The organism is Actinosynnema sp. NPDC037264 (genome assembly GCF_055603705.1).
Genome location: NZ_JBVJVK010000018.1, coordinates 92071 through 105898 on the forward strand (window position 1 = coordinate 92071; position 13828 = coordinate 105898).

At 71.6% G+C, this 13828-nt stretch carries 14 protein-coding genes; 8 read left to right on the forward strand and 6 right to left on the reverse strand.

What is annotated here, in order from left to right; translation table 11 throughout:
• Positions 1 to 2: 2 nt before the first annotated feature.
• The 6 genes from ACZ7GX_RS21370 to ACZ7GX_RS21395 all read left to right on the forward strand — a co-directional run bounded on the left by ACZ7GX_RS21370 (position 3) and on the right by ACZ7GX_RS21395 (position 6977).
• A complete protein-coding gene (locus ACZ7GX_RS21370) occupies positions 3 to 488 on the forward strand; it encodes a (2Fe-2S)-binding protein (protein WP_498778857.1) in 486 nt (161 codons plus the stop codon).
• The gene (locus ACZ7GX_RS21375) at positions 485 to 1840 is read left to right on the forward strand and encodes an 8-oxoguanine deaminase (protein WP_498778859.1); all 1356 of its coding nucleotides are present in this window, start codon (positions 485 to 487) and stop codon (positions 1838 to 1840) included. Before ACZ7GX_RS21370 ends, ACZ7GX_RS21375 begins: the two co-directional genes overlap by 4 nt.
• Positions 1837 to 4062, forward strand: a complete 2226-nt coding sequence (locus ACZ7GX_RS21380) for a xanthine dehydrogenase family protein molybdopterin-binding subunit (protein ID WP_498778861.1) — start codon at positions 1837 to 1839, stop codon at positions 4060 to 4062. The genes ACZ7GX_RS21375 and ACZ7GX_RS21380 overlap by 4 nt, the downstream gene beginning before the upstream one ends.
• 81 nt (positions 4063 to 4143) lie before the next feature.
• Positions 4144 to 4626, forward strand: coding sequence for a nucleoside deaminase (locus ACZ7GX_RS21385; RefSeq protein ID WP_498778863.1), 483 nt, complete (start codon positions 4144 to 4146; stop codon positions 4624 to 4626).
• A gap of 168 nt (positions 4627 to 4794) precedes the next feature.
• Positions 4795 to 6219 carry an NCS2 family permease gene (locus ACZ7GX_RS21390; RefSeq protein WP_498778865.1) on the forward strand — a complete coding sequence of 475 codons (1425 nt, stop codon included), beginning with the start codon at positions 4795 to 4797 and terminating at the stop codon, positions 6217 to 6219.
• A 362-nt stretch (positions 6220 to 6581) separates the two neighbouring features.
• A complete protein-coding gene (locus ACZ7GX_RS21395; RefSeq protein WP_498778866.1) occupies positions 6582 to 6977 on the forward strand; it encodes an allophanate hydrolase-related protein in 396 nt (131 codons plus the stop codon).
• Here the strand turns inward: ACZ7GX_RS21395 and ACZ7GX_RS21400 are convergent.
• The 5 genes from ACZ7GX_RS21400 to ACZ7GX_RS21420 all read right to left on the reverse strand — a co-directional run bounded on the left by ACZ7GX_RS21400 (position 6950) and on the right by ACZ7GX_RS21420 (position 11141).
• Positions 6950 to 7567, reverse strand: coding sequence for a response regulator (locus tag ACZ7GX_RS21400; protein WP_498778869.1), 618 nt, complete (start codon positions 7565 to 7567; stop codon positions 6950 to 6952). The genes ACZ7GX_RS21395 and ACZ7GX_RS21400 overlap by 28 nt on opposite strands.
• Positions 7564 to 8760 carry a sensor histidine kinase gene (locus ACZ7GX_RS21405; protein WP_498778870.1) on the reverse strand — a complete coding sequence of 399 codons (1197 nt, stop codon included), beginning with the start codon at positions 8758 to 8760 and terminating at the stop codon, positions 7564 to 7566. The genes ACZ7GX_RS21400 and ACZ7GX_RS21405 overlap by 4 nt, the downstream gene beginning before the upstream one ends.
• Before the next feature lie 12 nt (positions 8761 to 8772).
• Complete coding sequence (locus ACZ7GX_RS21410) at positions 8773 to 9498, reverse strand: ABC transporter permease (protein WP_498778871.1); 726 nt, start codon at positions 9496 to 9498, stop codon at positions 8773 to 8775.
• A 4-nt stretch (positions 9499 to 9502) separates the two neighbouring features.
• A complete protein-coding gene (locus tag ACZ7GX_RS21415; protein WP_498778872.1) occupies positions 9503 to 10411 on the reverse strand; it encodes an ABC transporter ATP-binding protein in 909 nt (302 codons plus the stop codon).
• 148 nt (positions 10412 to 10559) lie between these two features.
• Positions 10560 to 11141 (reverse strand): TetR/AcrR family transcriptional regulator, encoded by a 582-nt coding sequence (locus ACZ7GX_RS21420; RefSeq protein WP_498778874.1) that lies wholly within the window; start codon positions 11139 to 11141, stop codon positions 10560 to 10562.
• An 81-nt stretch (positions 11142 to 11222) separates the two neighbouring features.
• Between ACZ7GX_RS21420 and ACZ7GX_RS21425 the strand changes: the two genes are divergently transcribed.
• Positions 11223 to 11537, forward strand: coding sequence for an antibiotic biosynthesis monooxygenase family protein (locus ACZ7GX_RS21425; protein WP_498778876.1), 315 nt, complete (start codon positions 11223 to 11225; stop codon positions 11535 to 11537).
• Positions 11538 to 11543: 6 nt separating this feature from the next.
• Here ACZ7GX_RS21425 and ACZ7GX_RS21430 read toward each other — a convergent pair whose 3' ends face one another.
• The gene (locus ACZ7GX_RS21430) at positions 11544 to 12053 is read right to left on the reverse strand and encodes a DUF305 domain-containing protein (protein WP_498778878.1); all 510 of its coding nucleotides are present in this window, start codon (positions 12051 to 12053) and stop codon (positions 11544 to 11546) included.
• 337 nt (positions 12054 to 12390) lie between these two features.
• Here ACZ7GX_RS21430 and ACZ7GX_RS21435 point away from each other — a divergent pair, with 337 nt between their 5' ends.
• Positions 12391 to 13821 (forward strand): LVIVD repeat-containing protein, encoded by a 1431-nt coding sequence (locus ACZ7GX_RS21435; RefSeq protein ID WP_498778939.1) that lies wholly within the window; start codon positions 12391 to 12393, stop codon positions 13819 to 13821.
• Positions 13822 to 13828 lie beyond the last annotated feature (7 nt).

A 13828-nucleotide genomic window follows, 5' to 3' on the forward strand; every position in this document is an offset into this window, starting at 1 on the left:
CCATGCGCGTGAACGTGACGGTGAACGGCGAGCCGAGGCAGGCCGACGACGTGTGGGAGGGCGAGAGCCTGCTGTTCCTGCTGCGCGAGCGGCTGGGGCTGCCCGGCTCGAAGAACGCGTGCGAGCAGGGCGAGTGCGGCTCGTGCACGGTGTACCTGGACAACACGCCGGTGTGCTCCTGCCTGGTGGCCGCGGGCCAGGTGCAGGACCGCGAGGTTCGGACGGTGGAAGGCCTGGCCGAGGGCGATCGGCTCGACCCGGTCCAGGAGGCGTTCGTGGAGGCGGGCGCGGTGCAGTGCGGGTTCTGCACGCCCGGTCTCGTGGTCGCCGCGCACGACCTGCTCGACCGGGTGCCGCGGCCGAGCGACCCGGAGATCCGCGAGGCCCTCGCCGGGAACCTGTGCCGCTGCACCGGGTACGAGAAGATCCTGGACGCCGTGCGCCTGGCCGCGACCCGCAAGGCGGACCCGGAGGCCGCGGCCCGATGACGCCGACCATCCTCGACGGTGTCGCGGTGGCCACGGTGGACGCCGCGGGCACCGAGCACGCGTTCGGCCACGTCGTCATCGAGAACGGCCGGATCACCGCGGTGGGCGCGGGCCAGGCGCCCAAGCCGACCGGCCCGCACACGTGGGTCGACGGCAGCGGCTGCCTGGTCACGCCGGGCCTGGTCAACACCCACCACCACCTCTACCAGTGGGCCACCCGGGGCCTCGCCCAGGACGCCACGCTGTTCGAGTGGCTGACCACGCTGTACCCGGTGTGGGGCGGCCTGGACGCCGAGATCACGCACTCGGCGGCCTCCGCCGGGCTGGCGAGGCTCGCGACCACCGGGTGCACGACCGCCGCCGACCACCACTACGTCTACCCGCGCGACGGCGGCGACCAGTTCGCCGCCCTGGTCGAGGCGGGCAAGCGCGTCGGCCTCCGCCTGCACGCCATCCGCGGCTCGATGGACCGCGGCCGGTCGCACGGCGGCCTGCCGCCGGACAACCTGGTCGAGGACACCGAGGCCGCGCTCGTCGCCACCGAACAGGCCGTGAACGACCACCACGACCCGAGCCCGGACGCGCTGATCCGGGTGGCCGTCGGGCCGTGCTCGCCGTTCTCGGTCAGCGCCGAGCTGATGACCGGCGCGGCGCGGCTGGCCCGCGCCAAGGGCGTCCGGCTGCACACCCACCTCGCCGAGACGGTCGACGAGGAGGACCAGTGCCAGGCCGAGTACGGCTGCACGCCCACCGAGTACGCCGAACGCCTCGGCTGGCTCGGTGACGACGTGTGGCTCGCGCACACCGTGCACCTGTCGCCCGACGCGGTGAAGCGGCTGGGCGCGACCGGCACCGGCAGCGCCCACTGCCCCACCTCCAACGGCCGGCTCGGCACCGGCATCGCCCCCGTCCGCGACCTGCTCGACGCCGGCGCCCCGGTCGGCCTCGGCGTGGACGGCGCGGCGTCCAACGAATCCGGCGGGATGGTCGAGGAGCTGCACCAGGCCCTGTTGCAGGCCAGGCAGCGCGGCGGCCCCAAGGCCTTGGACGTCCGCCAAGCGCTGTGGCTGGGCACCATGGGCGGCGCGCGCTGCCTCGGGCGCGACCGGGAGCTCGGCTCGATCGAACCCGGCAAGCTCGCCGACCTGGCCGTGTGGCGGCTCGACGGTCTCGACCACGCGGGCATCGACGACCCGGTCGCCGCCCTGGTGCTCGGACCGCTGCCGAAGCTGAAGCTCCTGCTGGTGGGCGGCCGGACCGTGGTGGACGACGGCGAGCTGCGCACCGCCTCCGAAACCGATCTCGCGCGCGACCTGCGCGCCGCCGCCGAGCGACTGAAGGGGACGCGATGAGCCTCACCCCCGCCGAACTGACCTCCGCCGTGACCGGCGGCATCGGCTCCAGCCCGCAGCGGCCCGACGGGAGCCTCAAGGTGCGGGGCGAGTTCGCCTACGCCTCGGACCTGTGGCACGAGGACATGATCTGGGGCGCGACCCTGCGCAGCCCGCACCCGTACGCGCGGATCCTCTCGATCGACCTGACCGAGGCGCTCAAGGTGCCCGGTGTGCACGCCGTGCTCACGCACGAGGACGTGCCGGGCCGGAACCGGTACGGGTTGGAGCACAAGGACCAGCCGGTGCTCGCCGAGGACGTCGTCCGCTACCAGGGCGAACCGGTCGCCCTGGTCGGCGCGGACCACCCGGAGACCGCGCAGCGCGCCATGAAGCGCATCAAGGTGGAGTACGAGGTGCTCACCCCCGTCGTGGACATGGAGACGGCGATCGACGACACGCCGCTGCACCCCGGCGGCAACCTCGTGCGGCACGTGCCCGTGCGGCGGGGCGACCAGCACGCGCGGGCCGAGGTCGTGGTCACCGGCCGGTACGAGGTCGGCATGCAGGACCAGGCGTTCCTCGGACCCGAGTCCGGGCTCGCCGTGCCCGACGAGGAGGGCGGCGTCGACCTCTACATCGCCACCCAGTGGCTGCACGTCGACCAGGGCCAGGTCGCGGCGGCCCTCGGCCTGCCGCTGGAGCAGGTGCGGCTGACGCTGTCCGGCGTCGGCGGCGCGTTCGGCGGCCGCGAGGACCTGTCCATGCAGGTGCACGCGTGCCTGCTGGCGCTGCGCACCGGCAAGCCGACCAAGATGGTCTACAACCGCGAGGAGTCGTTCTACGGCCACGTGCACCGGCACCCGGCGGTGCTGCACTACGAGCACGGCGCCGACCGCACCGGCAAGCTCGTGTACGTCAAGGCCCGGATCCACCTCGACGGCGGCGCGTACGCCTCCAGCACCTCCGCCGTGGTGGCGAACGCGGCGACGCTCGGCGTCGGGCCCTACGACGTGGACAACGTGACGGTCGACTGCTGGGGCGTCTACACGAACAACCCGCCGTGCGGCGCGATGCGCGGGTTCGGCGCGGTGCAGTCCGCTTTCGCCTACGAGTCCCAGATGGACAAGCTCGCCGAGGCGCTCGGCATGGACCCGGTCGACGTGCGGATCGTCAACGCGATGAGCGAGGGCTCGGTCATGCCGACCGGTCAGGTGGTCGACTCGGCCGCGCCCGTCGCGCAGTTGCTGAAGCTGGTGAAGGACAAGCCCATGCCACCGCAGGCGACCGCGGTCGACCTGCGCGACATGCCCGGCGGCGTCTCCAACACCACCCACGGCGAAGGCGTGGTGCGCGGCGTGGGGTACGCCGTGGGCATCAAGAACATCTGCTTCTCCGAGGGCTACGACGACTACTCCACCGCCCGCGTCCGGCTGCAGGTCATCAACGGCGAACCGGCCGCGCTCGCGCACACGGCGGCGGCCGAGGTCGGCCAGGGCCTGGTGACGATCATGCAGCAGATCGTGCGCACGGAGCTGGGCGTGCAGCGGGTGACGATCCTGCCGATGGACACCACCATCGGCAACGGCGGCTCCACCTCCGCGTCCCGCCAGACCTACGTGACCGGCGGCGCGGTGAAGGCCGCGTGCGCTGCCGTGCGGGAGAAGCTGACCAAGCTCGCCGGTGGCCGCGACCCGTCCACCGTGGACCTCGTCGAACTGCTGGGCGACGACGTGATCGACGAGACGGTGGAGTGGCGGCACCGCGCCACCGAGCCCATCGACCCGGAGACCGGGCAGGGCAACGCCCACGTGCAGTACGGGTTCGCCGCGCACCGCGCCGTGGTGGACGTGGACGTGGAGCTCGGCCTGGTGAAGGTGGTCGAGCTCGACTGCGCGCAGGACGTCGGCAAGGCGCTCAACCCGCAGGCCGTGCTCGGCCAGATCCAGGGCGGGTCGGCGCAGGGCCTCGGCCTCGCGGTGATGGAGGAGATCCAGACCCAGGGCGGCAAGCTGCGCAACCCGTCGTTCACCGACTACCTCATCCCGACCGTGCTCGACATGCCGCCGATGAGCATCGACGTGCTGGAACTCGCCGACCCGAACGCGCCGTACGGTGTGCGGGGCGTCGGCGAGCCGCCCACCATCTCGTCCACCCCGGCCATCGTCGCGGCCATCCGCGCCGCCACCGGCCTCGCCCTGACCCGCGTGCCCGTGCGACCGGAGCACATCACCGGCACCTGACCCGCGCACAGCCCCCCGCACCGAACCGCGCACCCGCCACGGCCGCCGTGGCGCGCTCGCGCACGCCCTGAGGAGCACCCCATGACCACGTCCGTGTCCCCCGACCACGCCTGGCTGCGCGAGTCGATCGACCTCGCCACCCGCAACGTCGCCGCGGGCGGCGGCCCGTTCGGCGCGGTGATCATCCGGGCCGGCGAGGTGATCGCGACCGGCACCAACCAGGTCACCACGACGCTCGACCCGACCGCGCACGCCGAGGTGGTCGCCATCCGGGCGGCGTGCCGGGTCGTCGGCGACTTCCGGCTCACCGGCTGCGTGCTCGTGTCCTCCTGCGAGCCGTGCCCGCTGTGCCTGTCCGCGGCGCTGTGGGCGCGGGTGGACCGGGTCGTCTACGCCGCGGACCGGCACGACGCCGCCGCGGCCGGCTTCGACGACCGCGAGTTCTACGAGCTGTTCGGCCGCCCGCGCGAGACGTGGAGCCTGCCGGTGCACCAGGTCTCCACGGGCGAGGACACCGCGCCGTTCACCGCGTGGCTGTCCCGGACCGACCGCGTCGACTACTAGCCGGAGGAAACCCGGAAGGCGGAACCGGAGCAGGCGGCGGATCCCGGCGCGGCCACGAGCCGCTGGTGCTGACCGGAGCACCGAGAACACCGACCCGAACGCGTTCGGCGGGGCCGTGCTCGACGGCCTCGCCCGGCCGAACGCGCCCACCGGCATGGGAAGGACGTCATGACCCGGATCACCGATGGCATCCCCACGCGGACCACCCGACTCGACCGGTTCTTCCGCGTCAGTGCGCGCGGCAGCACCATCGGCCGGGAAGTGCGCGGCGGTATCACCACCTTCGTGGCGATGTCGTACATCGTCCTGCTCAACCCGCTGATCCTGGGCGCCTCGGCCGACATCACCGGCGCCCGCCTCACCGTCGAACAGGTCACGACGGCGACCGCGCTGGCCGCGGGCGTGATGACGATCCTCATGGGTGTCGTCGGCAACGCGCCGCTGGCGCTGGCCGCGGGCCTCGGGGTGAACGGCGTGGTGGCCTTCCAGCTCGCGCCGACCATGACCTGGGCGCAGGCGTTCGGGCTCGTGGTGCTGGAGGGCCTGTGCATCGTCGTGCTGGCCGCGTCCGGGGTGCGGGAACGGATCATCAACGCCATCCCCGCGCCGCTCAAGACCGCCATCACCATCGGCATCGGCCTCTACATCGCGCTGGTCGGCCTGGTCAGCGCCGGGTTCGTGACCCGGACGCCGGACGCGGCCGGCTCCACCGTGCCGGTCCGGATGGGGCTGGACGGCCACCTGGTCGGCTGGCCGATCGCGGTGTTCTGCCTCGGCCTGCTGCTGATGATCGTGCTGATGGCACGCGGGGTGCCCGGCGCGGTGCTGATCAGCATCGCGGTGGCCACCGTGCTGGCCGTGGTCGTGAACGCGGTGTTCGACGTGCCCGGGTGGGGCCTGGTGACGCCCGACGTGCCGGACTCGGTGGTGGCCGCGCCGGACTTCGGGCTGTTCGGCGAGGTGGACCTGTTCGGCGGGTTCGCCTCGGCGGGCGCGATCACCGCGACGGTGTTCCTCTTCACGCTGGTGCTGTCCGGGTTCTTCGACGCCATGGGCACCATCACGTCCGTGTCCGACGAGGCCGGGCTCACCCGGGACGGCAAGGTGCCGGGCATGGGTCGGATCCTGCTGGTCGACGGGTTCGGCGCGGTCGCGGGCGGGGTCACCGGGTCGTCGCCCAACACGGTGTTCCTCGAATCGGCCGCGGGCGTCGGCGAAGGGGCCCGGACCGGTCTGGCGAGCGTGGTGACCGGGGCGATGCTCGCCGCCACCCTGCTCTTCACCCCGCTCGCGGCGGTGGTGCCCGCGCAGGCCGCCGCACCGGCACTCGTGGTGATCGGCGGTCTGATGATGGCGCAGTGCCGGCGGATCCCCTGGGACGACGCGGATTACACGATCCCGGTGTTCCTCACCGCGGCCGTGATCCCGTTCACCTACTCGATCACCAACGGCATCGGCGCGGGCCTCGTGTCGTACGTGGTGATCAAGACCTGCAAGGGCCAGTGGCGCTCGGTCGGCTGGCTGATGACCGTGATCGCGGTGCTGTTCGTCCTGTACTTCGGGGTCGAGGGGTTCACCGCCGTCCTGCGTTAGGGAGGGTGGGGTGCGCTTGTCGGCCGCTTCGGTGCCGGCGTGGACCGGGCCGCTCGCGGTCGATCTCACGGTCGAAGGGCGTCCGGTGGTGTCGTCGTGGTCGTTGGCCATGGGCCCAGGTTCGGTGCGATTCCCGACCTTCGCAGCAACTTCTTCCTCGGTTGTGGACAACTCCCTTGTGGAGTAACGGGGAACGGCTCCGCGAGCGCTGGTGCTCCGCGCCGTCGACCGCGCTCGATCGCGGCTCTACCACGAAGTTCCTGGAGTACCACGTCTTGGTGCGCGATGCCCGACCTGTCTTCGCGACTGTGGACAAGTGCCCGGCAACTGGACCTACTCCCCGATCCGCAAGGAGGCCCACGATGGCGTTGATCTTCCTCAACGGCGGCGGCATGCGCGGCGGCCCGCTGCACCACCAGTTGCAGGGGACGCCGCTGCTGTGCGTGGCGCGCAGTGCCCCCAGGTACCGCTACTTCTCCGTGGGCGACCGGTTCCCCGCGATGCACGCCTCCGGTTCGGGCCGCGTGGTGGGCGAGCTGTACGACGTGCCGCTGACCGTGCTGCGCGACCACCTGCTGCCCGCCGAGCCGCCGGAGCTGGAGCTCGGCGTGATCGAGCTGGCGGACGGCAGCGCCGCGCTGGCCACCGTGCTGCGGGACGCCTGCCTCGACAGCCCGGAGCTGACGGACATCACCCGGATCGGCGACTGGCGGGCCTACCTGGCCCCGGGTCAGGCGCCCAGCAGTCCCCGCTCGTAGGCCACCGCGACGGCGGCGGCGCGGTCCTTCACGCCCAGCTTGGCGTAGACGTGCACCAGGTGCGTCTTCACGGTCGCCTCGCTGATGAAGAGCTTCGCCGCCGCTTCGCGGTTCGTGCACCCGCGCGCGATCAGCCCGAGCACCTCCACCTCGCGGTCGCTCAACGGCTCCGCCATCGGCTGCCGCACCTGGCCCACGAGCCGGGTCGCCACGGACGGCGACAGCACCGCCTCTCCCCTGGCCGCCGAACGCACCGCCCGGAACAGCTCGTCACGCGGGGTATCCTTCAGCAGGTACCCCGTGGCGCCGGCCTTGATCGCGGGCAGCACGTCACTGTCCGTGTCGTACGTCGTCAGCACCAGCACCTTCGTCGGACAGCCGCGCAGCCGCTCTATGGCCGTGACGCCGTCCACGCCGGGCATCCGCAGGTCCATCAGCACGACGTCCGGCCGCAGTGCCCGCACCACGGTGACCGCCTCCGCGCCGTCCGCCGCCTCGCCCACCACGTCCACGTCACCGGCGCTCGCGAGCATCCCGCGCAGCCCGTCGCGCACGACGGGGTGGTCGTCCACGATCACCACGCGGATCACGGCGCCACCTCGGCGGGGATCGCGGGCACCGACGCGGACACCGCCGTGCCGCCGCCCGGCTCGGACTCCACCACCAGCGCGCCCGCCAGGCGTGACACCCGCTGGCGCATGCCGACCAGCCCGAACCCGTCCGTCCTCGCCTCCGGGTCGAACCCCGCGCCGTCGTCCCGCACGTCCAACGTCACCACGTCCTCCATGTACGACAACGTCAGCCCGACCCGCGACGCGCGCGCGTGCTTGGCGACGTTCGACAAGGCCTCCTGCGCGGCGCGCAGCAACGTCACCTCCACCTCGGGGTGCAGGGGTCGTGCCGCGCCCGTCGTGCTGATCGACGCCGCCACGCCCGTCTGGTCCGTCCACCCCGCCGCGACCTCGGCCAGCGCGTCCGGCAGGTTCGCGTCCACCAGCGCGGGCGGGCGCAGGGCGTGCACCGAGCGACGGGCCTCGGCCAGGTTCTCCCGCGCCAGCCGCAACGCCGTCTCGACGTGCCGCGGCGGGTCCTCGTCCGCCTGGAGCTGCGTGATGATGCCGGCGAAGCCCTGGGCGAGGGTGTCGTGGATCTCCCGCGCCAGCCGCTGCCGCTCGTCCAGCACGCCCGCCTCGTGGGCCTGGATCAGCAGCTGGGCGTGCAGGCCGGCGTTCTCCTTCATCATCGCCGCCATCTCGGCGACCAGCTCCTTGCGACGCCGGGACTGCTCGGAGGTGATGTGGCCGAACGCGGTGAACGTGCAGGCGATGACGACGATGAACACCACGATGAACAGGTACACCACGATCGGCCCGAGCTCCGCCGGCGGGAAGCCGCCGTACAGCGACGTCGCCGCGAGGACACCGGTGGCCGACACCCCGACGAGCTTCCACCGGCCGGGCAGCACGTCGATGGCGTAGATGTACCCGGCGAAGGAGAAGAAGCCGAACATCGGGTCGCGCAGCCCCAGCAACGCGTACGAGACCAGGATCCCGACGAAGAACAGCGCCATCAGGCCGGTCCGGGAGCGCCAGCCCGGGTGCAGGGTGTGCCACCACAGCATCCACAGGCCGGTCGCCGCCGCGATCCCCACGTTGACCGCCGTGGTCGAGCCGGAGTCCGTCCCGACCACCAGGTACATGCCGGTCGTCAGCACGAGCACGAAGTACGGGATGACGTGCCCGGCGACGTCCAGCCGCCGTTCCCACGCGTCCAGCACGTCCATCGCGCGCAACTCCTACTCCCAGCGGAACGACTTCGCCGCGACGGTACCCGCCACCACCGTGACCAGCGTCAGCACGCCGAGGTGGACGGGGTCCGGGGCGGCGCCCAGCCACGACTGCTGCAACGCCTCGACGCCCGGCGGCAGGTACGCGCCGATGACGTTGAGGAAGTCCGGCAGCAGAAAGCGGGGCAGGTACACGCCGCCGAAGAACATGACCAGCATGAACACGACGGTCGCCCACCCGCCGGCGGACCGCGCGCTCGGCGCCCAGGCCGCGACCAGCAGGCCGATGGCCGACAGCGACAGCATGCCCAGCAGGAACGTCACCAGGAACCAGAGCGGGTGGTGCGGCAGGTCGATGTCGAACACCGCCCGGGCCACGACCACGAGCAGCACGATCGCGATCACGCCCGCGACCAGGTTGACGAGCACCTGCGCCACCAGCAGGCGCGCCGGGTGGACCGGGGTGGTGGAGAAGCGGCGCAGCACGCCCTTCTCGCGGTAGGTGGCGACCGTGGCGGGCAGCTTGTTCAGGCCGAGGAACGCCAGCGTGGTCACGACCAGCGACGACATGAAGGCGTCGATGAACCGCTGGTTGCCGAAGTTCGGGTCGGGGGTGCGCAGCGCGGGGATCGCGCCGAGCACCAGGAGCAGGATGGTGGGGAAGAGAACCGCGAACACGACCATGCTCGGCTCGCGCAGGAACAGCTTCCACTCGGTGTTGACGATCTTCAGCATTCTGCTACTCCGTGAGCGCGCGGCCGGTGAGGCGGATGAAGGCGTCGTCCAGGCCGGCCTGCTCGATGCGCAGGTCGGCGGCGACGATCTGGTTGCGGGCGAGGACGGACGTGACGGCGTGCAGCAGGTTGCCCGTGCCGGTCACGACGAGCTGCGGACCGTGCTGCTCGACGTCCGAGACCTCGGGCAGCTCTTCGAGCAGCTTCACGTCCAGCGGCGCGGTCGGCCGGAACCGGACCCGCTGCTCACCGTCCACGCGGGACACGAGCCCGGCGGGGCTGTCGACCGCGACGAGCTTGCCCGCGTCGATCACCGCGATCCGGTCGCACAGCCGCTCGGCCTCTTCCATGAAGTGGGTGACCAGGACGACCGTGACGCCGGCGTCGCGGACCTGCTCGACCAGGCTCCACGTGTCGCGGCGCGCCTGCGGGTCCAGGCCCGTGGTGAGCTCGTCCAGCACGGCGACCTTGGGCTTGCCGATCAGCGCCAGCGCGATGGAGACGCGCTGCTTCTGGCCGCCGGAGAGCTTGCGGTACTCGGTCTTGGCGCGGTCGGCCAGGCCCAGGCGTGCCAGCAGCTCCCGCCAGTCGGCCGGGTCGCGGTAGAACGACGCGTACAGGTCCAGGGCCTCGCCGACCCGGATGCGGTCGGGCAGCTCGCTCTGCTGGAGCTGGACGCCGAGTCGCGTGCGCAACTCCGCCCGGTCACGTCGCGGGTCCAGCCCGTCGACCCGGATCGTGCCGCCGTCCGGGGAGCGCAAACCCTCCATGCACTCGACGGTCGTGGTCTTCCCGGCCCCGTTCGGGCCGAGGATCCCGAAGATCTCCCCTTCGTCGACGGAGAACGAGACACCGTCCACCGCGACCTTCCGGTCGTAGGTCTTGACGAGGTCGACCACCTCGATGATTGCCATGCCACCAGCGTCGTCGCCGGGGCGTTCGACCGGATCACACGGCGGGCCACACCTCGCATCAACCGATCGGTTGATCTTCCCGTAGACCACCCTGATCCACCCTCAGGGACGCACCCTGAGCGTTGAGCCCGGGGGTCCGAGACAGGGGTCAGGGGTGGAGGCCGTGGAGGACCTGGGTGACGAGGGCCGTGACGACCTGGTCGTTGTGGGCGGTGTCGCCGGGGCGGAGGGTGCGGGAGGCGGCCTCGACGGCGCCGTGGACCAGGACGGCCCGCAACCCCGGTGAGGGGATGCCGGCCTCGGCGAGGACGTCCGCCAAGGGGGCGAGCAGCTTGTCGTGCTCGGCGCGGATCGCGCTGCGGGCGGCGTCGGGCAGCGCGTGGGCGGAGAGGGCGACGACCGCGCCGTGGCGACCGTCGGCGATGATCTCCAGCTCGGTGCGGAGGTAGGCCTCGACCTTGGCCTCGAGCCCGTGGGCCGAGCGCACCGCCTCGGCCAGCCTGCGGCCCCACTCGGGCAGCTCGTCGGACACGATCGCGGCGACCAGCTCCTCGCGGGAGCGGAAGTACTCGTACAGGCTCGGCCGCGACAGACCGACGCGACGGGCCAGCGACGCGAGGGTCAGCGCGTCCGCGCCCTCCGACGCGACGATGTCGCGCCCCGCGTCCAGCAGGGCCCGCAGCCGGTTCGCGCGGTGCTCCGCGAGCGTGTCGGCGCTGATCCTGGGCACTCGCCCGATCCTAGCCCTTGCCTTGCCTACGCACCGTTGGAATAGTTCCCTACGCAGCGTCGGGAACCACGGAGGTGCCGGGTGTTCATCGCGACCAACCGCTTGTTCGTCCCCGCCGAACGCGCCGAGGAGTTCGAGGCGCACTTCCGGAGCTCCATGCGCGAGCACCTGCCCGGCGTGCCGGGCCTGCGTCGCAGCACGCTGCTGCGCCCCACGCGCCCCGACCAGCCGTACGTGTCGGTCAACGAGTTCGACACCGAGGACGACTTCCGCGCCTGGGTCGCGTCGGACTCCTTCAAGGAGGCGCATCGGCGCAACGCCGGCATCGCCCGCCACGTGACGGGCAACGCGGTGGAGACCTTCCGACCGTCGGAAGACCTGCTGCTCAGCCCGTGATCGCGGTCAGGGGATCGTGATCGCCCTCATCCGCTCGATCTCGTCGGTCTGGGTGACGGAGACGTCGTTGGCCATCTCCTCGACCCGCACGTCGCTGCCCGAGGACAGCACCTCGACCGCCATCCGCACGGCGCCCTCGTGGTGGGCGATCATCAACTGGAGGAAGAGCCGGTCGAAGTCCGCGCCACGGGCGGCCTTCAGGGCGGCCAGCTGCTCGTCGGTCGCCATGCCGGGCATCGAGCCGTGGTCGACCTCCGGCAGGTCGGCGCTGTGGCCGTGCGCGGGCGCGCTCTCCGCGTACTGCCGCTGCCACTGCTCCATCGCCGCGATCTCGGGACCCTGCGTGTCGTGGATCCGCGACGCCAGGCCGCGCACCGTCTCGTGCTGCGCGCGTTCCGGCGCCAGCGCGGTCATCTCCAGCGCCTGCTTGTGGTGGACGATCATGCCGGCGACGTACTTCAGGTCCGCCTCGCTCGGCGCGACCCACCGATCCGTGCCGAAATCCTCCGGGGCCAAGGTTTTCGCTTGCTCGCCCGGCCCTTGCGGCGCAATGATCGGAGCTTGGTCGTCCGACTGGGACGTACAGCCCGCAAGGACGGCCACCAACACCGCGACGAACACCATCCGCATCCCGCTACCCCCTAGAACCTCCGGTCGGCCGTCAACGTACCCGGCCGTTCCACCGGCCGGAAGCGGAGAAAGTTTCCGACGATCGGGTCTGGTCCTTAGCCATGCGAAGGGGTGATACTGCGGGCCCTGCAGTGGGTTGGAAGGGGAACCTGAAGTGGAAGTACGCGATTTGACCCGCCGGCGCAGAACGCCGGCCGCGGTCTTGGGGGCGTTCGCGCTGAGCCTGTCGGTCGTGGCCTGGGCGCCTCAGGCGACCGCCGCACCGGACGACGCCGACCTGGCCGGACTGTCCGAGACCCAGCTGTCGAGCCAGGAGCAGCCGGCCACCGGCATCCCCGGCGTCGACGAGATCCGCAACAGCCGCAACGTCAAGCACCTGGCGAACCTGCCGAAGCCGGCCCCGTTCACCGCCTCGTCCACGTGGTCCGACCTGGCGTTCCAGAACGGCTACGCGTTCGACGGCAACTACGACGGCTTCGTCATCTACGACGTGCGCCAGCCGCACAAGCCGTCCATCGTGAGCACGGTCTGGTGCCCGGGCTCGCAGAACGACATCTCGGTCAAGGACAACCTGCTCTTCCTGTCCACGGACTCGTCGCGCAGCGACAACTCCTGCGCCAGCACGCCGCTCTCCGCGACCAACAAGGACGCGTGGGAGGGCATCAAGATCTTCGACATCAGCGACAAGAAGAACCCGAAGTACGTCGCCGCGGTCGAGACCAAGTGCGGTTCGCACACGCACACGCTGGTGCCGGACAAGAAGGGCAAGAACGCCTACCTGTACGTCTCGTCGTACGGCCCCAACGACACCTTCCCCGACTGCAAGACGCCGCACGACCTGATCAGCATCGTCAAGGTGCCGCTGAAGGACCCGGCGTCGGCCTCCGTGCTGTCGGAGACCGTGCTGTTCCCGGACGGCGGCAACCCCGGCCGTGACGGCACCATCGAGGACGGCTACGTCCGCGCCACCTCGGGCTGCCACGACATCACCGTGTACCCGTCGAAGGACCTCGCGGCCGGCGCCTGCATGGGCGACGGCGTGCTGTGGGACATCTCCGACCGGGAGAAGCCCCGCGAGATCAGCCGCGTCCAGGACAACGTGAACTTCGCGTTCTGGCACTCGGCCACCTTCAACAACGAGGGCACCAAGGTCGTCTTCACCGACGAGCTCGGTGGCGGCGGCGCGCCGACCTGCAACGAGAAGATCGGCCCGACCCGCGGCGCGGACGGCATCTACGACATCACCGGTCGCGGTGACGATCGCGAGCTGGAGTTCCGCTCGTACTACAAGATCTCCCGGACCCAGGGCGACACGGAGAACTGCGTGGCGCACAACGGTTCGCTGATCCCGGTCCAGGGCCGCGACATCATGGTCCAGGCGTGGTACCAGGGCGGCATCTCGATCTGGGACTTCACCGACTCCCGCAACCCCAAGGAGATCGGCTGGTTCGAGCGCGGTCCGCTGCCCAACGGCGCGGGCGGCGGCTCGTGGTCGGCGTACTACTACAACGGCTACATCTTCTCGTCCGACATGGCCAAGGGCTTCGACGTCCTCGACATCCGCGACCCGCGGACGGCGACGGCGAAGCTCGTCCGGGTCGGCGAGTTGAACGTGCAGACGCAGGGCTCGTACCGGGACCTGTTCCCGCGCTAGCCCGGAC